General features: G+C 61.1%; 24 protein-coding genes. 13 read left to right on the top strand and 11 right to left on the bottom strand.

The features are described from left to right. Window positions 1-13 precede the first annotated feature (13 nt). Window positions 14-565, bottom strand: coding sequence for a protein-export chaperone SecB (gene secB / locus OOZ52_RS05700; protein ID WP_274697538.1), 552 nt, complete (start codon window positions 563-565; stop codon window positions 14-16). Between the two features lie 252 nt (window positions 566-817). Here secB and OOZ52_RS05695 point away from each other — a divergent pair, with 252 nt between their 5' ends. The 3 genes from OOZ52_RS05695 to OOZ52_RS05685 are packed head-to-tail and all read left to right on the top strand — an operon-like array spanning window position 818 to window position 3,249. Beyond that, window positions 818-1,483, top strand: a complete 666-nt coding sequence (locus tag OOZ52_RS05695; protein WP_274697537.1) for a Tim44/TimA family putative adaptor protein — start codon at window positions 818-820, stop codon at window positions 1,481-1,483. A gap of 57 nt (window positions 1,484-1,540) precedes the next feature. Beyond that, on the top strand, window positions 1,541-2,683 hold the full coding sequence (gene mltA, locus OOZ52_RS05690) for a murein transglycosylase A (protein ID WP_274697536.1): 1,143 nt from the start codon (window positions 1,541-1,543) through the stop codon (window positions 2,681-2,683). Further along, entirely contained in the window at window positions 2,680-3,249 is a 570-nt protein-coding gene (locus OOZ52_RS05685; protein ID WP_274697535.1) for a Smr/MutS family protein, read from the top strand. The genes mltA and OOZ52_RS05685 overlap by 4 nt, the downstream gene beginning before the upstream one ends. Before the next feature lie 4 nt (window positions 3,250-3,253). Here the strand turns inward: OOZ52_RS05685 and OOZ52_RS05680 are convergent, their stop codons facing one another. After that, window positions 3,254-3,814: a DUF2306 domain-containing protein gene (locus OOZ52_RS05680; protein ID WP_274697534.1), complete on the bottom strand. Its 561-nt coding sequence runs from the start codon at window positions 3,812-3,814 to the stop codon at window positions 3,254-3,256. Between the two features lie 158 nt (window positions 3,815-3,972). On the opposite strand from OOZ52_RS05680, the gene OOZ52_RS05675 reads away from it, so the two are divergent. Next, complete coding sequence (locus tag OOZ52_RS05675; RefSeq protein ID WP_274697533.1) at window positions 3,973-4,776, top strand: LytTR family DNA-binding domain-containing protein; 804 nt, start codon at window positions 3,973-3,975, stop codon at window positions 4,774-4,776. Here the strand turns inward: OOZ52_RS05675 and OOZ52_RS05670 are convergent. Both OOZ52_RS05670 and katG read right to left on the bottom strand, forming a co-directional pair. Further along, on the bottom strand, window positions 4,773-5,402 hold the full coding sequence (locus tag OOZ52_RS05670) for a Pr6Pr family membrane protein (protein WP_274697532.1): 630 nt from the start codon (window positions 5,400-5,402) through the stop codon (window positions 4,773-4,775). The genes OOZ52_RS05675 and OOZ52_RS05670 overlap by 4 nt on opposite strands. A gap of 130 nt (window positions 5,403-5,532) precedes the next feature. Then, window positions 5,533-7,737 (bottom strand): catalase/peroxidase HPI, encoded by a 2,205-nt coding sequence (katG, locus tag OOZ52_RS05665; protein WP_274697531.1) that lies wholly within the window; start codon window positions 7,735-7,737, stop codon window positions 5,533-5,535. 250 nt (window positions 7,738-7,987) lie between these two features. Here katG and OOZ52_RS05660 point away from each other — a divergent pair, with 250 nt between their 5' ends. Next, window positions 7,988-8,752 (top strand): hypothetical protein, encoded by a 765-nt coding sequence (locus tag OOZ52_RS05660; RefSeq protein ID WP_274697530.1) that lies wholly within the window; start codon window positions 7,988-7,990, stop codon window positions 8,750-8,752. Between the two features lie 26 nt (window positions 8,753-8,778). Next, window positions 8,779-9,138, top strand: coding sequence for a hypothetical protein (locus OOZ52_RS05655; protein WP_274697529.1), 360 nt, complete (start codon window positions 8,779-8,781; stop codon window positions 9,136-9,138). 51 nt (window positions 9,139-9,189) lie between these two features. Here OOZ52_RS05655 and aroC read toward each other — a convergent pair whose 3' ends face one another. After that, the gene (aroC, locus tag OOZ52_RS05650; protein WP_274697528.1) at window positions 9,190-10,266 is read right to left on the bottom strand and encodes a chorismate synthase; all 1,077 of its coding nucleotides are present in this window, start codon (window positions 10,264-10,266) and stop codon (window positions 9,190-9,192) included. Between the two features lie 273 nt (window positions 10,267-10,539). On the opposite strand from aroC, the gene ruvA reads away from it, so the two are divergent. The 4 genes from ruvA to ruvB are packed head-to-tail and all read left to right on the top strand — an operon-like array spanning window position 10,540 to window position 13,392. After that, window positions 10,540-11,145 (top strand): Holliday junction branch migration protein RuvA, encoded by a 606-nt coding sequence (gene ruvA, locus OOZ52_RS05645; RefSeq protein ID WP_274697527.1) that lies wholly within the window; start codon window positions 10,540-10,542, stop codon window positions 11,143-11,145. Window positions 11,146-11,153: 8 nt separating this feature from the next. Continuing rightward, the gene (locus OOZ52_RS05640; RefSeq protein WP_342454935.1) at window positions 11,154-11,699 is read left to right on the top strand and encodes a DsrE family protein; all 546 of its coding nucleotides are present in this window, start codon (window positions 11,154-11,156) and stop codon (window positions 11,697-11,699) included. Then, window positions 11,696-12,367, top strand: coding sequence for a hypothetical protein (locus OOZ52_RS05635; RefSeq protein ID WP_274697526.1), 672 nt, complete (start codon window positions 11,696-11,698; stop codon window positions 12,365-12,367). Before OOZ52_RS05640 ends, OOZ52_RS05635 begins: the two co-directional genes overlap by 4 nt. Continuing rightward, window positions 12,364-13,392 (top strand): Holliday junction branch migration DNA helicase RuvB, encoded by a 1,029-nt coding sequence (gene ruvB, locus OOZ52_RS05630; protein WP_274697525.1) that lies wholly within the window; start codon window positions 12,364-12,366, stop codon window positions 13,390-13,392. Before OOZ52_RS05635 ends, ruvB begins: the two co-directional genes overlap by 4 nt. A gap of 577 nt (window positions 13,393-13,969) precedes the next feature. Here the strand turns inward: ruvB and OOZ52_RS05625 are convergent. After that, window positions 13,970-15,262 (bottom strand): hypothetical protein, encoded by a 1,293-nt coding sequence (locus tag OOZ52_RS05625; protein ID WP_274697524.1) that lies wholly within the window; start codon window positions 15,260-15,262, stop codon window positions 13,970-13,972. Between OOZ52_RS05625 and OOZ52_RS05620 the strand changes: the two genes are divergently transcribed. Beyond that, entirely contained in the window at window positions 15,261-15,359 is a 99-nt protein-coding gene (locus tag OOZ52_RS05620) for a PEP-CTERM sorting domain-containing protein (RefSeq protein WP_274697523.1), read from the top strand. The genes OOZ52_RS05625 and OOZ52_RS05620 overlap by 2 nt on opposite strands. An 86-nt stretch (window positions 15,360-15,445) precedes the next feature. Here the strand turns inward: OOZ52_RS05620 and OOZ52_RS05615 are convergent, their stop codons facing one another. Together OOZ52_RS05615 and acnA are read right to left on the bottom strand one after the other, a co-directional pair. Then, window positions 15,446-15,895 (bottom strand): rhodanese-like domain-containing protein, encoded by a 450-nt coding sequence (locus OOZ52_RS05615; RefSeq protein ID WP_274697522.1) that lies wholly within the window; start codon window positions 15,893-15,895, stop codon window positions 15,446-15,448. Window positions 15,896-15,897: 2 nt separating this feature from the next. Further along, window positions 15,898-18,570, bottom strand: a complete 2,673-nt coding sequence (acnA, locus tag OOZ52_RS05610) for an aconitate hydratase AcnA (protein WP_274697521.1) — start codon at window positions 18,568-18,570, stop codon at window positions 15,898-15,900. 167 nt (window positions 18,571-18,737) lie between these two features. Between acnA and OOZ52_RS05605 the strand changes: the two genes are divergently transcribed. Then, window positions 18,738-18,914: a hypothetical protein gene (locus OOZ52_RS05605; RefSeq protein ID WP_274697520.1), complete on the top strand. Its 177-nt coding sequence runs from the start codon at window positions 18,738-18,740 to the stop codon at window positions 18,912-18,914. Here OOZ52_RS05605 and OOZ52_RS05600 read toward each other — a convergent pair. After that, window positions 18,911-19,807 (bottom strand): DMT family transporter, encoded by an 897-nt coding sequence (locus tag OOZ52_RS05600; protein WP_274697519.1) that lies wholly within the window; start codon window positions 19,805-19,807, stop codon window positions 18,911-18,913. The two genes, OOZ52_RS05605 and OOZ52_RS05600, sit on opposite strands and share 4 nt — an antisense overlap. Window positions 19,808-19,950: 143 nt before the next feature. Between OOZ52_RS05600 and OOZ52_RS05595 the strand changes: the two genes are divergently transcribed. After that, window positions 19,951-21,306 (top strand): L,D-transpeptidase family protein, encoded by a 1,356-nt coding sequence (locus OOZ52_RS05595; RefSeq protein WP_274697518.1) that lies wholly within the window; start codon window positions 19,951-19,953, stop codon window positions 21,304-21,306. Here OOZ52_RS05595 and OOZ52_RS05590 read toward each other — a convergent pair whose 3' ends face one another. Continuing rightward, complete coding sequence (locus tag OOZ52_RS05590; protein ID WP_274697517.1) at window positions 21,307-22,080, bottom strand: murein L,D-transpeptidase catalytic domain-containing protein; 774 nt, start codon at window positions 22,078-22,080, stop codon at window positions 21,307-21,309. Between the two features lie 51 nt (window positions 22,081-22,131). After that, a complete protein-coding gene (locus OOZ52_RS05585) occupies window positions 22,132-23,058 on the bottom strand; it encodes a hypothetical protein (protein ID WP_274697516.1) in 927 nt (308 codons plus the stop codon). Window positions 23,059-23,060 lie beyond the last annotated feature (2 nt).

Below are 23,060 nucleotides of genomic sequence, written 5' to 3'. Positions count from 1 at the left end.
GTGGTAAGGCCGCTTAGCCTTCACCGCCCGGTGCATTACCTGCGGCAGGTGCTGCGCCACCCGCAGCTTCACCGGCACGCTGTGCCTGTAGCTGCTGGACGTAGAGGCCGTTGAAATCGATCGGATCGAGCATCAGCGGAGTGAAACCGGCATCGCGCACAGCGTCCGAAATCACCCGGCGGGCGAAGGGGAACAGGATGCGCGGAGCCTCTGCATACATGAAGGCATGTTGCTGTTCTTCGGGCATGTTGCGCATGCCAACCAGGCCGCAATAGGCAAGATCTACGATGTAGGCGGTGCCCTGCGCGGTCTTGCTGGTGGCGGTGATCTTCAGCTCGACTTCGGTCAGCTCGTCATTCACCTTCTTGCCGCCGATATTGAACTGCACGTCCATTTCCGGCTTGTCGCGCCACTGGAAGCTTTCCGGAGCCTTCGGGTTTTCGACCGAGAGATCCTTCACATACTGCGAGACAATGCCTGCCACAGGCTGGTTGTCCGCGCCGTTTCCGACAGGGGCAGCATTGTTGTCGTCCAGGTTCTTCAGCACGTCGCCTTCATCGGCCATGATCTTGTTCTTTCACTCTATCTGGTTGAGGTGCGGCATGGGTGCGCGCACCGCTTGAAATTGCGGCTGCGCGCCTATCACCCTTGGGGCGAGTATTCAACGCCGCTTACGAAGGGGGCAGGGAAATTGTCCCCCCGTGCTTCAGCAAGGCTTAAGTCGCAGTTGTCTATTTGCTATTGCCACCTATCTGGTTCACAAAGGTTGCGGTCCTGCGACGCGTGTTTTTCGCAGGGGAAGTTAGGAAATTTATTCGTGATTTGGGAAATCGTCATCCTCGCCATGATCGCCGCATTCCTCGGGATGCGGTTGTATTCCGTGCTGGGCAATAAGGCCGAGCATGAAGAAGAGATGATTGCCACCCGGTTGGAGCGTGCGCAGCAAGAGGCAGACGCAGAGGCTCAGCAGCAACAGCCTGCGCCAGCTGCAGAAGCACCGCGGCAGGATCGCCCGCTCGCCACATTCTCACCAGCGATTGAATCGGGTCTGCGCGATATTTCTGCGGCGGACCGCCAGTTTCAGCTCCTGCCCTTCATGGAAGGCGCGAAAGGCGCTTACGAAGTCGTGCTCGACGCTTTCTGGCGCGGCGACAAGGAAGAGCTGCAGCAGCTGTGTGACGATGATGTCTACAGCAGTTTCGTAGCGGCCATCGATGATCGCGAAGCCAACGGGCTGACGCTCGACAATCGTCTGATCCGGATCGAGGATACGACGATCCATTCTGCCGTGCTTGATGGCAAGACCGCGCGTATTGCGGTGCGTTTCGTGGCCGATATCGCCAGCGTCACGCGCGACAAGGATGGCAACGTCATCGCCGGTTCGCTCGATGATGCAATCGAAAGCCGCGATGTGTGGACCTTTATGCGCGATACGCGCAGCGATGACCCCAACTGGCTGCTCGACGAGACCGACGCAGGCTGATAGCCACACGGCGTGAGAAAATTACGCCGCCTTGTTCTTCCGTTATTTGCATTGGGAATGCTGTCCGCCTGTGCGCGGCTCATTCCCGAAGGGTCGACGATTGATCATCCGCCTCCTGTGGGCGCAACGGCTGCCGAGATGGGGGCGGTCGACCTTTCGTCGCCGCCGCTAAGAGACTTCGGCAATGCCCGGTTGCTCGCCGCCTTCGATGCTTTCCGCCTGTCATGCCCGGTTGCTACATCGCGCGAGGATGTGTCCGGCCTGACGCGGACAAGCGATTGGGAAGTTGTATGCAACGCCGCATCAACCTGGCCGCGCGATGACATCACGGACTATTTCCTCACCCATTTCAGGGCGGTACGCGTGGGCAATGGTGAGGCCTTTGCGACAGGCTATTTCGAACCCGAGATCCTCGGTAGCCGCACGCGCCGCTCCGCCAGCGACGTGCCCGTCTATGCCGTGCCCCGCGATCTCGAACGATGCTGGCGCGATGATATGCCCGAAAGCGAGCGGACGGGCCGCGCGCCGCTGAGCCGGCGGATGCCGGATGGGCGCTGCGTCCCGCACTATACCCGAGCCGAGATCGAGCAGGGCGCACTGGATGGCAGTGCCGACGTGCTCGCCTATGCCGCAGACCCGGTGGAATTCTTCTTCCTGCAAATCCAGGGCTCGGGCCGCATTCGCGATCCGCGCACCGGAGACGTTATGCGGATCGGCTATGCCGGGCAGAACGGCCATGCCTACACCGGCATCGGCGGAGTGATGCGGGAGCGTGGCCTGCTGGGCGATGGTCCCGGGCAATATCCCGCTTCCATGCAGGGTATCATGCAATATATCCGTGAGAATCCGCGCGACGGGGCTGACCTGATGCGGCTCAACGAAAGCTGGGTCTTTTTCCGTGAGCTGACAGGAGAGGGGCCAATTGGCTCGATCGGCGTGCCCGTCCGCCCGCGTCTGGCTGTGGCGGTTGATCCCAAGTTCGTGCCTTATGGCGCGCCCGTACTGCTCGATCTGGACCGCGACGTAGCAGACGGCATCTGGATCGCGCAGGACACGGGCGGCGCCATTCGCGGACCTAACCGCTTCGACACCTTCTGGGGGGCAGGCGAAGAGGCGCGCGAGATCGCCGGAGGTATGAGCGGTCGCGGTAGCGCCATGATTCTCCTGCCCCGCAGCGCCGCGCAACGCCTTTCCCGATGACCGACACACCGCGTGGTCTGACGCCCGAAGAGGCAGCGCTATGGGCGAAGGTGGCAGGAACGGTGAAGCCTTTGCATCCCAAGCGGGTCGCGCAACCCAAAGCTATCGCCGGTGGCAGGCCCGCCGAAGTGATCAAGCCCACGCGCCAAACAACACCCGGAGCCGTTCGGCAAGTATCGCGCATTGTGTCTCCGTCGCAGCCGATCGCCACTAGGGCGCCGCAGGGTCTCGATTCCCACTGGGAGCGACGCTTGTCGCGCGAGCAGACGCAGCCCGATTTCACGCTCGACCTGCACGGCCACAATCTTGATCAGGCCTACCGGCGGCTTGATGCCGGGTTGACACAGGCCAAGGCAATGAATGCGCGGCTGGTGCTGGTCGTCACCGGAAAACCGCGCCCGGTCGATGCGGCAGACCGGGGGGAACGGCGAGGCGCAATCCGGGCGAAGATCCTCGACTGGCTTGCCGCCGGTCAGCATTCGTCAGACATCGCCGCGATACGAAAAGCGCACCGCCGCCACGGGGGCGAAGGTGCGCTCTACATCGTGCTCAAGCGGCGGCGTTAGCGCTTTAATACCCCTGCCAGCCAAACAGCATGGCGTTCATCAGACGGCCTTCGATGGCGAAAGCCCAGACGCCGGGGATCATCAGCGCGCCGAGATAGAGGCCGACGATTTCGTTGCGGTGTTCCTTGATATCGCCGCGGCGTGCCTTCGCGATAATCAGGTAGGACGCGCGCAGCGTCAGCGGCACGAAGATATGGATCCAGGTCAGCTCCATGTTCGGGCGGATGAAAACCGTGCTGATTGCGGTCACCACCATCAGCGTCACCCACAATTTGCCCAGCTGCTTGTGCATCGCTGTGCCCTTTGGGGCGAGCAGTAAGTAGAGGCCGAGCGGCACACAGGGCAGTACCGTAGTCACATGGAACATGATCACAAAGTGACGCAGATGCGGCAGGTCGCCTGAAAGACCGAGTGCCGCGCGGGAAATGGCGATCAGGCAGATGGCCGTCATCAGCGTGCCGGAAACAATCACCAGGCCCTTGATTAGCGGATTGAGGTCAAGTGCACCGGCGGGACGGTGATACGGGTTGAGATATTGCAGCGGATTTGCGGTAGTGCCGGTCATGAAAGGTCTCCCCTCTGGATGTCGTGAGAGCCTGTCTGCCGCATGCCCGTTCGCGTGCAATGAGTCATGCGCGTGCTGGTGCTTGCCTTCGTGAAAAGCGCGGATTTACGCCTGATTGCCACTTTACGAAGCGCGAACGGGCGTTAGTTTCATGTGTGATGGACGCTGCCCAACCCAAACCGCTCGCCGCGCGAATTCTCACCGACCTGGGGGTGATGACTGTGATTGGCGTTGTGCTCGCGCTGATCGGCCCGATGGGCAGTTTCAATGATCCGCTGCCGCTACGGCTTGTCGTATGGCTTGGCTTTGCATGGCTCGGCTATGCTCTCTATGCGCCGATAGACACCTTAGCGACACGCCTTGCGCCGAGCCTGCAATTGCCGCCCTGGTCCCTGCGTATTGTCGGCGTGCTGGTATCTTCGATACCGATGTCGGTGGCGGTCTTTGTCCTCGTGCGTGATCCGGAGTTCTGGAAATGGCCGGGTCTTGAGTTCGCAATGACGCACTATTTCTATGTCGTGATGATTGGTGGCTTGATCACTCTAGTGAATACCCTAATCCAGCGCCCGCGTGTCTTGGCAGAAAGAGAAGCCGCCGTAGCGAGGGCCACTTCGACACCAACTCCGCCTGTTGTGGAGCCCCAACGTTCCGCCATGCCATTCCTCGATCGCCTGCCGCCTGAACTGGGCACCCAGCTGATCGCGCTGGAAATGGAAGACCACTATGTCCGCGCGCACACCGCGCTCGGCAGCGAGCTTGTGCTGATGCGCATGCGCGATGCGGTGGCCGAACTGGACGGGCTGGAAGGCGAGCAGGTCCACCGCAGCTGGTGGGTCGCACGCGCTGCCGTGGCCGACGTAAAACGAGAGGGTCGCAATGTGCGCCTTGTGCTCGATAACGGTGTAGAGGCGCCGGTCAGTCGCGCGAACGTAACGCCGCTGAAGGATGCGGGCTGGTTTTAGCCCGGCGACAGTCGGCCGCCGCGCAGCCGCACTGCAAAGACCAAAAAGGCTGCCAGCGAGATGAAGAACAGCGACAACCCGATCAGGTTGACGATAATCTCGACAATGCCCAGCTCGTTCGCATCGAGGAAGAAGTAGGGATAGGTTCCTTCCCACATTCCGCGGGGCAAAGCATAGGCGGTGTAGGCTACGGGCCATACCATCGCCAATGGCACATGTCGCCAATCGAGCTCATCTTCAGGGGTGAAGGCAAGGAACCATATCATTGTCAGAGCCGGCGCGGCAGTATGTACGCCGTGATCTGCCCAGATGCCCAAGCCGACCGGATTGTTCAGGTGTGCCAACGCGATGTGATAGACCAGTCCAACGCCGAGAATGGCTGAGGTAAGCGCCAACAGGTATGCAGTGCCAAGCTTGCGGCCCGATGCGATTAGCGCAAAACTAAGACCGACCAGCAGGTTGGTGAGTATGGTGAAGTATTGCGCCATTCCCCAGCTCGCTTCCGACCACTCTTGGCCGTCCATCGTCCTGAGCGTGAATTGCAAGGTAATGCTGCCAAGGGCGATAAGGGCGATCAGCGCAGCGCAAAGGCGTTGGTTGCGGCTAGGTGAAACTTCGCGATCCATTTTCGGTGTCACTTCCCGGCGGTGGTAGAAAAAGGCCCCCGACAGCGAACTGCCGGGGGCCTTCCAGCGACCCGAAGAAAACTTGGGGGGCAAGCTCTCCGGGTTTTTGTCAGTTTAACTGACGATGACGTCAGCCGTTATACTTTGCGTTGGCGATGTCAAATCTGTCTGCATCCATGACCTTCGTCCAAGCACGGATAAAGGTTTCAACGAACTTCTGCTCGCCGCCGTTTTCCGCAAACACTTCAGAGATCGCGCGCAGCTGCGAGTTCGAGCCGAACACCAGATCGGTGCGTGTGGCGCGATACTTCTCGGCACCCGAAGTACGATCGCTGCCGACGAATTCCTCGTCACCGCTTTCGTCGACTACTGTCCACTTCGTACCCATGCCGAGCAGGTTCACGAAGAAGTCGTTGCTGAGCGTGCCTACATTGTCGGTGAAGACGCCGTGCTTGGTGTTGCCGGTGTTGGCACCCAGAACACGCATCCCGCCGACCAGTGCGGCCATCTCGGGGATGGACAGGCCGAGCAGGTGGGCCTTGTCCACCAGCATGTCCTCGGTCTTCACGCTTGCCTTGGTCCGCAGGTAGTTGCGGAAACCGTCAGCGAACGGTTCGAGCGGCTCGAAGCTTTCGGCATCGGTCTGCTCTTCGCTCGCATCGCCGCGACCGGTGGTGACATCGACGCTCACGTCAAAGCCGCCATCCTTGGCTGCCTTTTCAACCGCAGCCGCACCCGCCAGCACGATGGCATCGGCCATCGAGAGCGAACCGCGCAGCTCGTCCAGTTTGGCGAGGACCTTACCCAGCTCTTCCGGATCGTTCGCCGCCCAGCCGTTCTGCGGAGCGAGGCGCACGCGGGCACCGTTGGCGCCGCCACGACGGTCCGAATTGCGGAAGGTCGAGGCCGAAGCCCATGCTGCCTTCACCAGCTCGCTGACCGTCAGGCCGCTATCGAGCACGGCAGACTTGAACGCCGAAACGTCTGCATCGGAAGGCGTCGAGCCAGCCGGCACCGGATCCTGCCAGATCAGGTCTTCTGCCGGGACTTCCGGGCCCATGTAGCAGGCCTTCGGACCCATATCGCGGTGGCACAGTTTGAACCATGCGCGGGCGAATGCGTCATCCAGCTGCTCAGGATTCTCCAGAAAGCGCTCCGAAATCTTGCGGTATTCCGGATCCATTTTCAGCGCCATGTCGGCGGTGGTCATGATGGTCGGGACCTTCTTGTTCGGGTCACGTGCGTCAGGTGCCATGTCGGCTTCTTCTGGATTGACCGGGGTCCACATCTTTGCGCCAGCGGGGCTTTCCGTCAGCTCATAGTCATACTTGAATAGCAGGCGGAAATAGTCGTGGCTCCACGAAGTCGGGTTGTTCGACCATGAACCTTCAATGCCCGAGGTCGTGATATTGCCAGCGGCAATCTCTTCCTCGTCGGTCAGCCAGCCGAAGCCCTGCAGGGCCAGGTGCTCACCTTCCGGAGCGCCGCCAAAGCTGTCTGCCGGAGCAGCACCGTGAGCCTTGCCGAAGGCATGACCACCGGCGGTCAGAGCAACGGTTTCTTCGTCATTCATCGCCATACGGCTGAAGGTTTCGCGCATGTCACGTGCCGAAAGCAGCGGATCGGGATTGCCGCCCGGGCCTTCCGGATTGACGTAGATCAGACCCATCTGGATCGCCGCGAGCGGGTTTTCGAGCGCCTTGCCTTCGTCAGGAATGATGCGTGTTTCAGCGCCGGTATCGACCCACTGTTCTTCGGTGCCCCAGTACACGGTTTCCGGTTCGAAGACGTCTGCACGCCCGCCGCCAAAACCAAACACCGGGCCGCCCATGCTTTCGATGGCGACGTTACCGGTCAGGATGAACAGGTCAGCCCAGCTGATGTTCTTGCCGTACTTCTGCTTGATCGGCCACAGCAGGCGACGTGCCTTGTCCAGGTTGCCGTTATCGGGCCAGGAGTTGAGCGGTGCAAATCGCTGCTGACCGCTGGAGGCACCACCGCGTCCATCGCCGGTGCGATAGGTGCCTGCAGCGTGCCATGCCATGCGGATGAAGAACGGGCCGTAGTGGCCATAGTCCGCTGGCCACCAGTCCTGACTGTCGGTCATCAGCGCGGTCAGGTCTGCTTTCAGCGCAGCATAGTCGATGGTGTTGAACGCTTCTGCATAGTCGAAGTCTTCATCCATCGGGTCGGCCGACTTGCCTTGCTGGGTCAGAATGTCGAGCTGCAGGGCATCGGGCCACCAGTCACGGTTTGTGCGGCCGAGCAGATCGCGCGTGCCGCCGTTGCCGCTGAACGGGCAGCCACCCGAAATTGAACCAGTCTTAGCGTCCATAACTTGAAGTCCTCTCTAAACGAATCGCAGCCGAGTGGCCGCAGGATGGGGTGGGAATGGGCTTTGGCGCATAATTAGTCCAATCGATTAGTTGGCAATCAATGATCGATTTTGGTGTTTTGTCGACGAGGCGTTTTCTGGGCTCGTCCAGCCGCTTCTGCGCGCATTCTCCTATCTTGCAAACGATGCCGCCCTAGGCATGTTCCATTGCAGATATGACTCGGGCGGAAAAACCTGCTAAACCACTGCAATGGCGAAGGTTCATCCAACCTATCCGCAATACTTTGTGCTTCGTGACGAGCGCCCGCATCTGCGTATGTTTGGCGCTGCGCTTCTTCTGGCGACTGCCTTGCTGCTGTTTATCATGGCTGGCCTTGGCGTTTCATCTGATGAGCGCGTGCCCACAGATCCGCCACTGGAACTTGTTGAAGTTCCGCCGCCTACTGTCGCACCACCCCAGGCGGCTGTCATTGTTCCGGACAGGGTTGCCGAACCGAGCGATCCGCCCCCTCCGGCGCCGGCATCACCCGTGTTTGTCACGCCGATGCGCCTGGTGGTGACCGATATGGAGGTCGCCTCGACCGAATTGGTGCCGATGGCACCCTCCCGCGTGGTTGGCGAAGGCATGGCATCATCGTCCGCTGATGGAGATGGGGCCGGAAATGGAGGGCCCGGGGGCAACGGTGCAGGCGGGCAGCAGGCCCTTCCCCCAGCCAATCTGCGGGTTAGCTGGGCCCCGGGAATGCGGATGAGCTGGCTTCGCGAATATTATCCCGAACAGGCACTCGCCACCGGAACACGCGGCCTTGCAGTCCTCAACTGCGAGGTTCTGCCCGATGATCGGGTGCGCGATTGCCGGCTGATGAGCGAGAGCCCGCGCGGACAGGGTTTTGGAGAGGCCGCACTGGCGGCGCAGCACGTCTACCTCGTGCGCGTGCACGACCAGGATGGCAACCGCCTCTACAACCGCCGCTTCAGGCTGCGCGCACTGTTCTATCCCGAAGCGATTGATTGAGGCACCAATTCAAGAGAGAAGACTGAATGACGAAATTATTTCATGCGTTTGTATTGCCTGTTGCTGCCCTTGCCCTGGCAGGTTGTGAGCAAGCGGCAGAGGCGCCGGAGGTTGAACCAGTCGAGCCGACAGAGGATGTTGTCCTCGAAGAAACGCTCGATATCTGCGACGAAAACGGCAATCGTTATGCCAGCAACGAAGAAGCTGAGGCAGCTGGCCTGGAACCGGCGCAATACGGCGCGACCTATTGCCAGTATTTCGAAGGCGAGACAGCAGGCATGCACCCGACGTGGGACGCCGATGGCGACGGTATCAACGACTGCGAAGACGACGGCAGCTGCGATCACACGGTGGACTATAGCCAACCGCGGCCTGAAACGGAGTAACGCTTCGCTTCTGCGCTACCGGCTAGCCTACCTGCGCGCCTTCTTGTCGCGCTACCGCTTCGCTACTTGAGCACGGTGCAGCAGTTTCTGGTCGGCTAGCACCAGCGCCATCATCGCTTCCACAACAGGCACGCCGCGGATGCCCACACATGGGTCGTGGCGGCCTTTGGTCTGAATTTCGGTCGCTTCGCCTTCACGCGTGATCGTCTCAACCGGAGTCAGGATGGAGCTGGTCGGCTTGAAGGCCACGCGGCAGGTGACGGGTTGGCCGGTCGAGATGCCGCCCGCCGTGCCGCCTGAATGGTTTGCCGCAAACGCCACTTCGCCATCGGTGCCGGGGCGCATGGCATCGGCATTCTCTTCGCCTGAAACGCGCGCGGCGGCGAAGCCATCGCCGATTTCGACGCCCTTGGTGGCGTTGATCGTCATCATCGCGGCGGCGATTTCGCTGTCGAGCTTGGCGTAGACCGGCGCACCCCATCCGGCGGGAACGCCCTTGGCCTCGCAGGCGACGGTTGCGCCGAGTGACGAGCCGGCCTTGCGCGTCGCGTCGATCACGCCTTCCCACGCCTCCGCCGCTTTGGCATCAGGGCAGAAGAACGGGTTGGCGCGGATTTGATCGGCGTCGAAATTGGCGTAGTCCATCGCGTGCGGGCCCACGGCTTCGGTCCAGCCTGTGATGGTGACCTCGGGGATGACGAGCCGCGCAATCGCTCCTGCGGCAACGCGCGCCGCCGTTTCCCGCGCGCTCGACCGGCCACCTCCTCGATAGTCGCGGAAACCGTATTTCGCGTCGTAAGTGTAGTCCGCATGGCCGGGGCGGTATGCCTTGGCGACTTCGGAATAATCCTTGCTGCGCTGGTCGGTGTTCTCGATCATCAGGCTGATCGGCGTTCCGGTGGTCTTTCCTTCGAACACGCCTGACAGGATGCGCACCTCATCCGTCTCGCGCCGCTGGGTGGTGAAGCGGCTCTGCCCGGGTTTGCGCGCATCGAGGAAGGGCTGGATGTCGGCTTCGGAGAGCGCGATGCCCGGCGGGCACCCGTCCACCACCACGCCCAATGCAGGCCCGTGGCTTTCCCCCCAGGTGGTAAAGCGAAAGACGCGTCCGAATGTGTTCCAGCTCATGGGGTGTTCTCTAAGACGACATTTGAGGCCCTGTCGAGCGTATCGAAACTTTCCTACAGCGAAGCTCGTGTTGCATGGATGGGGCATGGCCACCGTCACGATCCCTTTTGCGCCGCCGAACCGCAGAATTCTGCGGATTTCAGACGCATCCGCTTTTTCTCTCCAGAACACTGTCACACCTGTCACACCCCTGTTGGGAATCGGTGCTCGCAAATCGCGGACAAGCGCACGGCAGGGCTGGACCAACAGCTTGGAGTGGGGCAGGAACAAAACATGATTGCAAAGCTCTCAGGAAGGCTCGACGAAACCGGCGAGGACTGGGCCATCGTCGATGTGCAGGGCGTGGGCTACCTCGTCCACTGCTCGACCAAGACGCTCGCTGCATTGGGCGAAGTGGGGGAAGCCTGCACCGTCCACACCGACCTGCAGGTGAGCGAGAACGACATGCGCTTGCTCGGTTTTGCCGAAAGCAGTGAGCGCGATTGGTTCCGCTTGCTGACACAGGTGCAGGGCGTAGGGTCCAAGGTGGCACTCGCGATCCTCTCCGCGCTCTCGACCGGCGAACTGCGCGATGCCTGCGCGGCGCAGCATGCAGCGACGGTGGCGCGCGCTAACGGTGTCGGCCCGAAGCTGGCCGGGCGGATCGTCAACGAGCTGAAGGATAAGGCAGGGGCATTGCCGGGCGGCGGAGGCGTTGGCGGTGCGGCTGCGGTCTCGCCCGCCGGGGGAGCAAGCGCCGATGCCGTGAGCGCACTGCAGAACCTCGGCTTCAAGCCTGCCGTGGCGGCTCAGGCAGTGGCGCGAGCACAAGATGAACTTGGCGAGGGCGCCAGCGAGGGAGACTTGATCCGCGTGGCACTCAAGAAGGCTTCAGGATAGGAGACAAGATGATGCGTTACCTGATTGCACTTGCGGTTCTCGCCTTTGCCATCCCCGCCACCGCGCAGGACTTGCCCGAGGGCTTTGCCACCGGCCCGGTATTCGAGGACTTCGGGCCGCATGCGCCGGTGGAGGGCATTGCGACTTTCCCCTTGCCGACCGCGTTCCGCCACAGCTTCGATGTGGTGCAACGCTCGCCCGAGCGCCGCAATCGTGGGTTTGAAAGCGCCGCGCGCTTCATCAACATGCACGCCGCCAATGGCGTCGACCGCTCGCGGATCGATACTGCGGTGGTGGTGCATGGCGGTGCGGTTCTCGATCTGTTGCATGACGAAGCACTTATGGCGCGAGAGGGTGAGGAAGGGCCCAATCCCAGCGGCGACATGGTGCGCGAGATGCTGGACAAAGGCGTCCGCTTCATCGTCTGCGGCCAAAGCGCCGCCGCCCAAGGCGTAACCCGCGAAGACCTGATCCCCGGTGTGGAAATGGCGTTGTCGGCGATGACAGCGCATGCCTTGCTGCAACAGCGTGGCTATACGGTGAACCCGTTTTGATGACTTTGAAACGGTTTGGAACTTGGACATTCAGAGTGATCTTTGTGATCACAGTCACAACGCTCGCTTGGTTCAACATAGCCGCGTCGATCATGTTCGTTTCCGCGGTCATTCTGCTGGCAATCTCAGGGAAACTTGAATCCTTGGTAGAGTTCTCCTTTGGGCCTTTGCGAGCGAAAATTGAACGGAATCTATCGGAGTCTGAGGAGCTGTTGCAGAATTTGAAACAGTTGGCGGTTGTGCAAGCGAGGGCTGCTAATTCAGCAAGTGTGAATACTGGGCGCTTCGCTTCTGGTGATGATTGGATATTTCAAAGTGTGAAGCGAGTAGAAGCCGCACTGATTGAGATTGGCATCGATGAGGTGGCCCTTAGTGAAGCTCGTTCGGACTTCGTGCGACTAACGATAAGAGATGCAGGAAATGCGGCTTTAGGTTTAGGAAGGGTGCCAACCAAACTCGGAGATGAAGCGTCAAGTGAGTGGAGGGAGGTTGATCGAAGTTCACCAGATGAAGTCGAAGCTTTCCTGCAAAAATGGAGCGTGCTCACTGAAGAGCGCGAGGAACGGCTTTCCGACATGCGCTGGATGATTGAAAATCAAGATGTTCGAGATTCTGATCAATACATGAGGGCACATACTGCGGTCGAATGGGGCGACCTTTCGGCATGACTGACCAACCCATCCATTCCCCTGATCGCCAGCCGGATGATCCTGACGCCGCATTGCGGCCCAAGTCGCTCACCGAGTTTATCGGGCAGGAGGCTGCGCGGGATAACCTGCGGGTGTTTATCGAGGCCGCCAGGAAGCGCGGCGAGGCGATGGACCATACGCTGTTCTTCGGACCGCCCGGGCTGGGCAAGACGACGCTTGCGCAGATTATCGCCAAGGAGCTGGGCGTGGGTTTTCGCGCTACTTCGGGTCCGGTCATCGCCAAAGCGGGTGATCTTGCCGCGTTGCTCACCAATCTTGAGCCGCATGATGTGCTTTTCATCGACGAGATCCATCGGCTCAATCCGGTAGTCGAGGAAGTGCTTTATCCGGCCATGGAGGACCGTGCGCTCGATATCATCATCGGGGAGGGGCCATCCGCGCGCTCTGTCCGGATCGACTTGCCACCGTTTACTCTGGTCGGCGCAACCACGCGGCAGGGGCTGCTCACCACGCCGCTTCGTGATCGTTTCGGCATCCCTGTGCGGCTGGTGTTTTACACCGAGGGCGAGCTGTCCGAAGTCGTGCGGCGCGGCGCGCGGCTTCTCGATATCGCGATGGCGGACGCGGGCGCGCGCGAGATTGCCCGCCGTTCGCGCGGTACGCCGCGTGTCGCCGGAAGGCTTCTGCGCCGGGTACGCGACTTTGCGCAGGTGCAGGATGCGGGAGAAGTCACTGCAGATATCGCCGATGAAGCATTGACCCGGCTGGAGATCGATTCACTCGGCCTCGACGCGATGGACCGGCGCTATCTCACCATGATTGCAGAGACTTACAAAGGCGGCCCCGTGGGCGTTGAAACGCTGGCAGCGGGCCTTGCCGAACCGCGCGATACGGTGGAGGAAGTGATCGAACCGTTCCTTATCCAGCTGGGCCTGATCGCGCGTACTGCGCGCGGGCGTTGTCTGAATGATGGCGGATGGAATCACTTGGGAATCACCCCGCCTTCCGGCTCGCAGAGCGGTTTGTTCGGAAGCGAAAAGTAGGCCTGACCGGCCTCGGGACGTTAAAGTCTTGTTCTTATTTGGCCCCGTTTCGGTTCCATTGTGGGACAACCCGGTGCTGCACCGCAGAAAACCGCCACTTTTTTGCGATTTGACAAGCTGAATCGCGGTTAAGGGGATTGCCGGATCGGCATTTACAAGTCTCTCTGGCACGAAGCGGAAAAGGCCGTCGGCACCACTGAGGGGGCTGCAGGCACTTCCGGTGAATTGAGAGAGACCAGCGCATGTCTGTACGCATGGCTATTGCGAAACTGAGCGCCGCCGCAGCTGGCGGGGCGATCATTGGCGGGGGCGCGGTGCACGTTGCCGAACCCCAGACTTCGCACGTTCGTTACAAGTCCGATGAGAACGAGGCAGGGGAGCCCGTACTTGTCGACGTGAAAACCGAAGGTACGCCGACGGCGCGCCGCGAGATTCCGCGTGAACCGCGTGCCCAGCGCCGACTGCGCCGTACTATCGAGCGTCCTGATGAATGCTGCGAAGAAGAGTATGCACTGGCCGGTGTGCCACTGCCTCTCCCGCAGCTTCCGTCTGCTCCCGTTCGCGGTGGCGGCAGCGGTCAGCCGGTGGTGATTGGCGGCTCGGGTGGCTTTGGCGGCGGCTTCGGCGGTGGTTTCTTCGGTGGCTTCTTCGGCGGCAGCGGTGGTGGCGGCAGCGCCACTGCAGTAGTCGACATGAGCACCACGACCACGACAAGTGGCGAAGGCACCAGCGGTTCGAGCGGCGATATCATCATCGATATCGACAACAGCTCGACAGGTTCTTCGACTTCCACTTCGGGCGGCTCGACCTCCACCTCGACTTCGGGCGGTTCGACTTCGACCTCAGGCGATGTCAGTAGTTCGGGTGACGTGAGTAGCTCCAGCTCCGGCGATGTGAGTAGCTCTTCGGGCTCGGTGACCAGCACTAGCTCGTCCGGTGATTTCTCAAGTACGACTTCGACCGGTGGTATCACCAGCACGACGTCGTCTTCGACCGGCGGTGTTACCAGTACGACTTCGTCCTCCACCGGTGGCGTTACCAGCACCACAGGCGGCGTCACGAGCACCACGGGCGGTGTTACAAGTACCTCGTCTTCCTCGGGTAACGTGACCTCTTCAACCAGCGGATCGAGCTCGTCTTCCGGATCCTCCTCGACCAGCAGTTCCACTGGCGGCAGCACCAGCACGGGCAGCTCCACGAGCGGTTCGTCCAGTGGCTCCAGCAGTGGTTCCAGCGGTACGTCTGGAACCAGCGGAACATCTGGCACCAGTGGCACGTCCGGAACGAGCGGTACGTCGGGAACGACCACAACCAGCTCGACCACATCGGGCACGACGACGACGGGCGGTATCAGCAGCACGGGCGGTTCGACCACGTCGACCAGTTCGGGCACAACCAGTTCAACCACTACGACCGGTGGTGTTTCGACAACGACAAGCGGTGGCAACACTACGTCAACCACGACCAGCGGTACGACGACCACCACGGGTGGATCGACGACCACGGGCGGCTCGACCACGACAACGACTGGCGGTAGCACAAGTGGCACGACCACTTCTGGTTCGACGACCAGCGGCGTTTCGACCACGACGTCTACGTCGACAGGCGGTGTTTCGACGACCACGGGTGGCGTGACAACAACTACGGGTGGCGTGACTTCGACATCGTCCAGCTCGGGTAATGTCAGCACCTCGACATCTTCGTCCACGTCAACGTCGACATCGTCGTCATCGAGCACTTCGACGTCATCGTCCACCTCGACCTCGACTTCCACGTCGAGCTCGACTTCGGGTTCAACCAGTACCAGCGGCACCTCGGGTACGAGTGGCACTTCGGGTACGACCGGCACGCCGGTTCCGGCTCCGGGCATGCTGCTGCTGTTCGGTGCGGGTGCAGGTGCAGTCTTCCTCCGCCGCCGCCGCAAGGATGGCAGCGAGGCTGAAGAAGGCGAAGTGGCCGAGGCCTGATTTCACAAGATCGTCTGGCAAGACGAAGGGCGGCCCCTCGAAAGAGAGGCCGCCCTTATTGTTTGCGAATGCTATTCGTAGAAGCGTCAGCTCTCCGGCGATGTGATCACTTCGCCGCCTGCTTCCCCCCACGCGATAATACCGCCTTCGAGGTGGCGCACAGTGCCACCGCTATGCTCTGCCAGCATCTGCGCGGCGCGTGCGGAACGGCCGGCGGAACGGCAGTAGAGGATCGTCTCACGCTCAGCTTCCATCGGGATGCTTGCCGGATCGAAGGTCTCGACTGGAGCGTTGAGCGAGCCGGGCAGGCGGCCTTCGCCAAATTCGGCCGGAGTGCGGACGTCTACAAGCACAACTTCGCCGTGTTCGATAAGGCCCATCAGCTCGATCGCGTCGAGGGTTTCGACTGCCGCAGCCTGTGCCACGCTGCCGCCATCGCTCTGTTCCACGACAGCCAGCACGGGCGCGCCCGGGACGTTCTCTCCCGAACACGCGGCAAGCAGAGCAAGCGGAGCGATGGCGATAACAGCGCGCATTGTTACGAAGCCAGCTTGCGCAGTACGTAGTGCAGGATGCCGCCGTTCTTGTAGTACTCAAGCTCGTTGGCGGTATCGATGCGGCACAGCGCGGTGAAGGTGAAGGTCGTGCCATCGGCGCGGGTCACTTCGACTTCGACATCCTGACGCGGGGTTAGATCGCCAAGGCCCTTCACGGTGAACGTGCAATCGCCGGTCAGCTCCAGCGTATCGCGAGTATCGCCATCCTTGAACTGTAGCGGAAGCACGCCCATGCCGATCAGGTTGGAGCGGTGAATACGCTCGTAGCTTTCCACGATAACGGCACGCACGCCGAGCAGGATGGTGCCCTTCGCGGCCCAGTCACGGCTCGAGCCCGTGCCGTATTCCTTGCCACCGATGACGACGAGCGGAGTGCCATCCGCCTTGTGCTTCATTGCCGCGTCGTAAATCGGCATCTGCTCGCCATTGTAGACGGTTTCGCCGCCTTCGACGCCCGGAACCATTTCGTTCTTGATGCGGATGTTGGCGAATGTGCCGCGCATCATGACTTCATGGTTGCCGCGGCGCGAGCCGTAAGAGTTGAAGTCCTTCTTCGGCACCTGATGGCTGACAAGGTAGGAGCCTGCGGGTGAGTCTTCCTTGATCGCGCCAGCAGGCGAGATGTGGTCCGTGGTAACCGAGTCGCCAAGGATCGCGAGCGGCTTTGCGCCCTCAATATCGGTGACCGGAGCCGGCTCCATTTCCATCCCGTCAAAGTACGGCGGGTTGGCGACATAGGTGCTGGCGGGGTTCCAGTTGTAGGTGTCGCTGGCTTCGACGTTGATCGCCTGCCAGTGCTCGTCACCCTTGTATACGTCGGCATAGCGCGCTTCGAACATCGAGCGGTCGATATTGGCAGCGCGGTGCTCGGCAATTTCCTGGTTGCTCGGCCAGATGTCGGCGAGCATCACGTTGTTGCCGTTCTGGTCCTGTCCGATCGGGGTTTCGGTGATGTCCTGCGTCACCGTGCCCTTCAGCGCGTATGCGACCACGAGCGGCGGCGAGGCGAGGAAGTTGGCACGCACGTCCGGCGAAACGCGGCCTTCGAAGTTGCGGTTGCCCGACAGGACCGATGCGGCAACGATATCGTTGTTGTTGATCGCCGCACTGATCGGCGGGGCGAGCGGGCCCGAGTTGCCGATGCAGGTAGTGCAGCCATAGCCGACGAGGTCGAAGCCGATCGCGTCAAGATCGTCCTGCAGGCCGCTCTTTTCGAGATAGTCGGTGACCACCTGCGAGCCAGGTGCGAGCGAGGTCTTCACCCAAGGCTTGGGCGCAAGGCCTTTCTCACGCGCCTTCTTGGCGACGAGACCGGCGGCGATCAGCACGTCGGGGTTGGAGGTGTTGGTGCAGCTGGTGATGGCCGCGATCACAACGTCGCCATCGCCAACATCGTGGTCCTTGCCTTCGACGGCCACACGCTCGGGTGCAGACTTGGAGTAGACCTTGGCGAGATCGCCATTGAACAGCTCGTCCACTTCAGGGAGCGCAACCTTGTCCTGCGGGCGCTTCGGGCCAGCAAGGCTGGGCACAACAGCGGCCATGTCGAGCGAGAGCGTGCTCGAGAACACGGGTTCATCCGAAGGGGAGAACCACATGCCCTGTTCCTTCGCATAGGCTTCAACCAGCGCGATGGTCTCTTCCGGGCGACCGGTGAGACGCAGATAATCGAGCGTTTTGTCATCTATGCCAAAGAAGCCGCAGGTCGCGCCGTACTCAGGAGCCATGTTGGCGATGGTCGCACGGTCAGCAAGGCTGAGGTTGGCGACGCCTTCGCCGTAGAACTCTACAAAGCGACCGACCACACCGTGCTCGCGCAGCATCTGCACGCAGGTGAGCACAAGGTCGGTAGCTGTCACGCCTTCGGCCATCTTGCCGGTCAGTTTGAAGCCGACAACTTCGGGGATCAGCATCGAAATCGGCTGGCCGAGCATTGCTGCTTCAGCCTCGATCCCGCCAACGCCCCAGCCAAGCACGCCAAGGCCGTTGATCATGGTAGTGTGGCTGTCGGTGCCGACGCAGGTATCGGGGTAAGCGACCGTTTCGCCGTTCTGGTCTTCACTCGACCACACGCCCTTGCCGATGTGTTCCAGGTTCACCTGGTGGCAAATGCCTGTGCCCGGAGGCACAGCGGAGAAGTTCTGCAGGCTCTTTGCGCCCCACTTCAGGAAGTCATAACGCTCGGCATTGCGCTGGTATTCCAGCTCCATGTTCTTCTCGAAGGCCTGCGGGTGACCGAATTCATCGACCATGACCGAGTGGTCGATCACGAGGTTCACGGGAACCTGCGGGTTGATCTTCGCGGTATCGCCGCCAAGCTTGCCGATGGCATCGCGCATCGCGGCCAGGTCGACCACGCAAGGCACGCCGGTGAAATCCTGCAGCAGCACGCGGGCCGGACGGTACTGGATCTCGTCACCCGTCGCCGGGTTGTTCTGCCAGTCGACAATCGCCTTCACATGCTCTTCGCCGACGGTGAAGCCTTCGTCTTCAAAACGCAGCATGTTTTCGAGCAGCACCTTCATCGAGTGCGGCAGACGCGAAACATCGCCGAATTTCTCACCTGCAGCCTTGAGCGAATAATAGGCGTAGCTCGTACCGTTTACGTCGAGTGTCTTGCGGGTTCCGAGCGAATTGGCGCCGACCTGGGTCATGAAGGATGGATCCTCGTAAAAAGTGTTGCGAAAACGGCCGTCACGCGCGAGGGGAAAGCCGTGTTTGGGGGCGAGTTGCGCGTTTGGCAGCTAATCGTCAAGTGGCACGGCCAATAATGGCCAATTGAACAAGAATGTTACACCATTCGATAAGGAAAGTTTAGGCAATGGCACTTGGAAATCCGGCACCGAAGAAAGCGCCGCTTGGCGTGTTCTTTATGCTGTTGGCTCTGGTGACCGCAGCCTTCTTCGGCGCAGCTGCAGGGCTGATCTGGCAGAGCGTCGACTGGTTCGATGAAGTGCCCGAAGAAGAAGTGCTCGTGAGCGAAGGTGCCGACGCCTAGGCGGCCTGCACTGGCTCTTCCGGCTGCTTGCGTCGTGGCGCGGCGATCCAGCATCCGATCACAATCAGCACAACGCCCACGATAGTAGTGAACGTCACCTGCTCTTCGAAGAACAGCCAACCGAACAGCGCCGCCCAGAGGAAGCCGGTGTACTCCACCGGCACCAGCATCTGTGCTTCGGCGCGCGCATATGCCCAGGCAAGCGCCATCGATGCGATCACGGTCAGGAATGCGGCAACTCCGATGTTACCGAGCGTTCCGGTATCCGGCATCACGAAGAAGAACGGAGCGGCGAGCAATTGCACCAGTCCGCCGACACCCGAATGGAAGGTGGCGACCTCCAATGGCCCGGCGACTTGCGACTGGCGGCGGATGACCACGAAATTGTACGCATAAAGCAATGCCGAGAAGATCAGCGCGAGCAACCCCAGCGCCACGCCCTCGTCAAAATCGCTGCGGCCAAGCCGACCGCTGATGATCACGATTGTCCCGGCGAACCCGATCACAGAGGCCCAGATTGCACTGCGCTGGATTGTTTCTCCCAACATGATCCGCGCCAGATAGAGCGCGATCAGCGGCGCGACGAAACTGATCGCGATGGCCTCTGCAATCGGTAGTTTGGTCAGCGCGTAGAAGAAACTGAGCGCCATCACTGCAGAGACGATGCCGCGCTCAAGGTGCAACCGCATCACGCGACCGCGCGGCCATACGAAACCACTCGCCAGCCAGAACGGGGCGACCATCGCGGCAGCGATCAGCGAGCGCAACAGAGAGGCAGTATAGACACCCGTGGCCAGCGAAGAGCCTTTCATCAACGCATCCATCAGCGACAGGAAACCTACCGCCACAATGGCTGCCAAAAAGGGCAGGATAAGGCGTTGCGGCTGTTCCATGAGCCGCTGCTTTAGGGGGCGATACGCGCCCCGTCACCAGTCTTTACGACCGGTTCAGCCCCGTGAAAGCGCCATTGAATCATAGCAAAAAGCGCAAATCGGCATTATCTGTCGATATTATGGTTAATGGGGACTCGATTCTGATGCGTTTCGTCGGTTTGAGCGGCGCACTTGCCACCGTGGCGGTCATGGCAGCGCCGGGTATGGCGCAGACACTGTTTGCGCAGGATATTTTGGAAAGCGATGATGCTGCCGAAGTCACGGCAACGCCGGGGCTGCAAAGCAACGAGATCGTGCAGGAAGACCCGCGCTTTGCAGCAGTGCAGCACTGGTCGATCGATAATGCCAACGCATTGCTCGCGGTGATCGAGGGTATCGGTGCAGAAGGCCTCGACCCCGCCGATTACCGTCCAGACTTGCTGCGCGAAGAAATCGCCAATGGCGAAAGCACCGCCCTTAACATTCGCGCCAGTGGTGTTTTTGTATGGCTCGTGGAAGACCTGCGTGATGGCCGCACGCCAATGGAATCGCGTCGTCAGTGGTTCGTGGTCGATCCTGATCCCGATCTGATGCCAACCGGATCGCTGATGACCGAAGCGCTGGAAAACGGCGATGTGGCCGGTGTTGTCGCGTCGCTCGCGCCTGACCATGCTGACTACGCTGCCTTGCGCGAAGCGCTGGCGAATACGCCGGAAGAAGCAACCGATCGCCGCCGGATCATCCGCGCGAATATGGATCGCTGGCGCTGGCTGCCGCGTGACTTGGGCGGCCAATACCTGATCACCAACGTGCCCGAATATCAGCTGCGCCTGATGGTCAATGACCGTATCATCAGCACCTACCGCACGATTGTCGGCGCCCCGGGCCGCACCGCAACGCCGCAGCTGGCAGAAACGGTCGAAGGCGTCGTCTTCAACCCGACCTGGACAGTGCCGCAGAGCATTGTGCGCGGGGAAGGGCTGGGCAACCGCGTGCTCAACAACCCGCAGTGGGCGCGCTCGCAGGGCTACACCGCCACGCGCGGCGCCAATGGCTGGATCAGCGTGGTGCAACAACCGGGCCCGACCAACTCGCTAGGCGAAATGAAGCTCGACATGCCCAATGCGCATGCGATTTTCCTGCACGATACGCCGCAGCGTCACCTGTTCGACAGCAGCAACCGCGCGCGCAGCCACGGCTGTATTCGTGTGGAACGAGCGCTTGAGCTGGCGATGACCGTGGCGATCCTTGGCGGCGGGGCGACGCGGCAGGAAGCCGTCGATATCCACGTGAGCGGCGACTACACGCGCGTGCCGGTGCAGCGGACCATGCCGGTCTACATCACCTATTTCACGATGGGCCTCGATTCAGAGGGCAATCTGCGCAGCTATGAAGACATTTATGGCCGCGATGCCCCTGTGCTCGCTTCGCTTGACGAGCCACGCCAAGGCAACCGTGCCCGCGCGACGAGTGAGGAAGTGATCGAGATCGTAGAGGACGCTCGCACCACTGCGAGCTGATCAGTCGCTTTCGGGTGCCAGGCCCGGATTGGCCTCGGCGTAGATTTGGGCCAGCGTATCTTCGCTTGGCTCTTCTTCGGGCGGCGCGTTACGCGCTCTCCGCTCGGCAATTGCCGTTTCGAAGTCGACCGGCGCTTGCTCGGGCATGGCCACGTCTTCGCCGTCACCTCCAATGCCGAGCGTATCAGCAAAGATCAGTCTGCCACCGGACAGGCGATAGAGCACTTCGGGAAAAGTCTCGGTGCCGAATGCCGGACAACCGTTTGATCGGCCAAGTCGTCCCCAGCGCTCGACGTGTGCGGGCGTGGCATAGTCTGCAGCATGAAGAACGATGGCGCGTGGAAGGGCATTGGAATTGGTCTCGTCCAGCCCGCCCATGCGCACCGAGGTGCCATAGCGTCCTTCGTACCATTCCCACGTGATGTAGGCGCCGCGGCTGGTCGCCCAGCTGTCGTGAAGGTTGGAGTACTCGTTGAGCCATCCATCGTGCTCGGGGTCTGACCCGCTGCCGTGCGAGACGAGCGCGCTGTTCACGCGGCCTGCGATAAGGTCTACGAAATGGAAACGTGGCAAGCTGGAATGCAGGCCGAAGTCGGCGATGCCCACCACGTCGCTATGCCACAAGGCGGCAGCATTGCGCTCGACTTCGCGCCGGGCGATTTCAAGCAGGCGCCGCGTGCGTGCATCAGGCCCGGCCTGCGCAAAAACGCGAGTAGGCGTCGCAATCGCAGCACTGGCGGCAATACCGGAGGTGAGAAGCTGACGGCGGTTCATTCCGGCACTATTGCGCATGCTTGATGAACCTTGTCCATATGCAGCGGCGGATCAGGAGCCGTTTATGCGATCAATCGCGGCAATGCTCGCGTCAATATAGGCGCCGTTATCGTGGCGATGCGTGCCGACAAAGTGGACAAAGGCGGTGTCATCACCCCACGCTTCGTTCCAGTAATTCATATAGCGATCGTAGGGCAGCACAGCAGGCTCGCGCTCGTTGGCGAGCTGGAAGTTCGAAGTGACCTGTTCGGTGCCCCAGATGGTCACATCGTCCTCACCGATCATGCCCTTCATCTCGGTGAGAAAAGCAGAAGCCAACGGACGGCCTGCGCCCATCGCGGCAAAGCCGGCAAAACCCGAACAGCCGCGCACGTATTTCCATCCGCGCGATCCATCGACGCGGTCGAGGCGGGATTCGATGCGGGTTTGCACATGCCCTTCAGCCTCGCCCTCAGGGTAGAAGTGTTCGCGAAACTCCTTGAGCGGCAGCGGGCCCATTGAAGCGTCCTCTCCACCAAGGAAAACGAAGCTACGATTTCGCGCGATAGCATCGGCGATCTCGGGCACAGGCCCGATGGTCACCGTGTCACTATCCAACTGGATCCAGTATTCGCCCGAACGCCGGTCAAGAATGGTGAGCAAACGCTCCCATGTGCCGCCAGCGGGAAATTCGTTCAGCACGACATCGGAAATGCGCATGATTTCCGGATCGCCGCAGTGGTGGGCAAGGATTGCGCGGTCCTGTGCGGTCAGGGTGCCATCATCAAGGATTGCAATGCGGCCGCGCTGCAGCTCGTTCCACAGGCTCTTCACCGCGACCAGATAAGGCAGCAATACCGCCGTGCCGATCATGGAGAATAGCACCACGCCATCCTGCTTGGGCACGATGGGCGGGGTGTTCAGAATGCCCTGAATCGCCTCGGCATGGGCGTTCGCCTCTTTCTTGGCGCGCCAGCGGCGGGGGAGGAGAGAGTTCATGT

Origin of the sequence: Aurantiacibacter sp. D1-12, assembly GCF_028858515.1 — a bacterium.
In the GTDB taxonomy this organism is placed as follows: domain Bacteria; phylum Pseudomonadota; class Alphaproteobacteria; order Sphingomonadales; family Sphingomonadaceae; genus Alteraurantiacibacter.
The sequence above is the reverse complement of the archived record's forward strand: the minus strand, read 5'-3'. Positions and strand labels throughout refer to the sequence as shown.

Bases quoted from the DNA above. Each gene is read 5' to 3' on its own strand.
- secB (WP_274697538.1), bottom strand. From the start codon at position 565: ATGGCCGATGAAGGCGACGTGCTGAAGAACCTGGACGACAACAATGCT.
- mltA (WP_274697536.1), top strand. From the start codon at position 1,541: ATGCTGTCCGCCTGTGCGCGGCTCATTCCCGAAGGGTCGACGATTGAT.
- OOZ52_RS05685 (WP_274697535.1), top strand. From the start codon at position 2,680: ATGACCGACACACCGCGTGGTCTGACGCCCGAAGAGGCAGCGCTATGG.
- OOZ52_RS05680 (WP_274697534.1), bottom strand. From the start codon at position 3,814: ATGACCGGCACTACCGCAAATCCGCTGCAATATCTCAACCCGTATCAC.
- OOZ52_RS05675 (WP_274697533.1), top strand. From the start codon at position 3,973: ATGGACGCTGCCCAACCCAAACCGCTCGCCGCGCGAATTCTCACCGAC.
- OOZ52_RS05670 (WP_274697532.1), bottom strand. From the start codon at position 5,402: ATGGATCGCGAAGTTTCACCTAGCCGCAACCAACGCCTTTGCGCTGCG.
- katG (WP_274697531.1), bottom strand. From the start codon at position 7,737: ATGGACGCTAAGACTGGTTCAATTTCGGGTGGCTGCCCGTTCAGCGGC.
- OOZ52_RS05660 (WP_274697530.1), top strand. From the start codon at position 7,988: ATGGCGAAGGTTCATCCAACCTATCCGCAATACTTTGTGCTTCGTGAC.
- OOZ52_RS05655 (WP_274697529.1), top strand. From the start codon at position 8,779: ATGACGAAATTATTTCATGCGTTTGTATTGCCTGTTGCTGCCCTTGCC.
- aroC (WP_274697528.1), bottom strand. From the start codon at position 10,266: ATGAGCTGGAACACATTCGGACGCGTCTTTCGCTTTACCACCTGGGGG.
- ruvA (WP_274697527.1), top strand. From the start codon at position 10,540: ATGATTGCAAAGCTCTCAGGAAGGCTCGACGAAACCGGCGAGGACTGG.
- OOZ52_RS05640 (WP_342454935.1), top strand. From the start codon at position 11,154: ATGATGCGTTACCTGATTGCACTTGCGGTTCTCGCCTTTGCCATCCCC.
- ruvB (WP_274697525.1), top strand. From the start codon at position 12,364: ATGACTGACCAACCCATCCATTCCCCTGATCGCCAGCCGGATGATCCT.
- OOZ52_RS05620 (WP_274697523.1), top strand. From the start codon at position 15,261: ATGCTGCTGCTGTTCGGTGCGGGTGCAGGTGCAGTCTTCCTCCGCCGC.
- OOZ52_RS05625 (WP_274697524.1), bottom strand. From the start codon at position 15,262: ATGCCCGGAGCCGGAACCGGCGTGCCGGTCGTACCCGAAGTGCCACTC.
- OOZ52_RS05615 (WP_274697522.1), bottom strand. From the start codon at position 15,895: ATGCGCGCTGTTATCGCCATCGCTCCGCTTGCTCTGCTTGCCGCGTGT.
- acnA (WP_274697521.1), bottom strand. From the start codon at position 18,570: ATGACCCAGGTCGGCGCCAATTCGCTCGGAACCCGCAAGACACTCGAC.
- OOZ52_RS05605 (WP_274697520.1), top strand. From the start codon at position 18,738: ATGGCACTTGGAAATCCGGCACCGAAGAAAGCGCCGCTTGGCGTGTTC.
- OOZ52_RS05600 (WP_274697519.1), bottom strand. From the start codon at position 19,807: ATGGAACAGCCGCAACGCCTTATCCTGCCCTTTTTGGCAGCCATTGTG.
- OOZ52_RS05595 (WP_274697518.1), top strand. From the start codon at position 19,951: ATGCGTTTCGTCGGTTTGAGCGGCGCACTTGCCACCGTGGCGGTCATG.
- OOZ52_RS05590 (WP_274697517.1), bottom strand. From the start codon at position 22,080: ATGAACCGCCGTCAGCTTCTCACCTCCGGTATTGCCGCCAGTGCTGCG.
- OOZ52_RS05585 (WP_274697516.1), bottom strand. From the start codon at position 23,058: ATGAACTCTCTCCTCCCCCGCCGCTGGCGCGCCAAGAAAGAGGCGAAC.